Below are 632 nucleotides of genomic sequence, written 5' to 3'. Positions count from 1 at the left end.
AGTGAATTTCTACTTTGGTCATATGAATGAATATTTTCCCAGATAAGAAGTAGTACATCATCCAAACATTCCTCTTGAATAGATTCTAAATTGTACAAGTACTTTTGGATAACTTTCTTTATCAAACCTCCGTAACAATCGATGATATAGTATAAAGCTTTTTCATTTCTTTTTGTTAACTGTTGTACAACGTTACTATCGTTTATTTTCATCTATTTCCTCCCTGTAAGTGTCCCCCTACACTCCTTATTACGTAATCATTGGCCCTATTTCTATCAAGAAATTCTATTTTTTTAACTTTTTTGTTATTATGTATAGATTATTTTTTTCCTTAGCTCATAAAAGGAAGGATATCATTGATATATTTAGTAATAACAGACCTCGGCAATTTAATTTTATTCTATTTTTCATTCAACTAAATTGTACTATAGTCGAAAACAGGCACTAACCATTTCAAGAAAAGCAACCAATTTTATTGGAATTCTGCTTATTCAGCAATCTGTCCCAATAATGAAAATAGGCGCTTTTCCTTGTTCCAGGAAAGCGCCTTTTAATGGAATACCTATAATAAGTTCCTAACCCGAAAATCACTTAATTCTTCTTGAACTAACGCTACCCATTAGTTTAAGTAC

At 30.7% G+C, this 632-nt stretch carries 1 pseudogene; it reads right to left on the bottom strand.

From position 1 onward, the window contains the following. Nucleotides 1-212, bottom strand: a pseudogene (locus V7149_RS16945) (sigma-70 family RNA polymerase sigma factor); the annotation flags it as partial. Between the last annotated feature and the right edge of the window lie 420 nt (nt 213-632).

The sequence above is a fragment of the Bacillus sp. JJ1503 genome, from assembly GCF_036965125.1.
Lineage (GTDB): Bacteria > Bacillota > Bacilli > Bacillales > Cytobacillaceae > Cytobacillus.
Note: the sequence above shows the minus strand (reverse complement) of the source record. Positions and strands in the feature narration are given on the sequence as shown.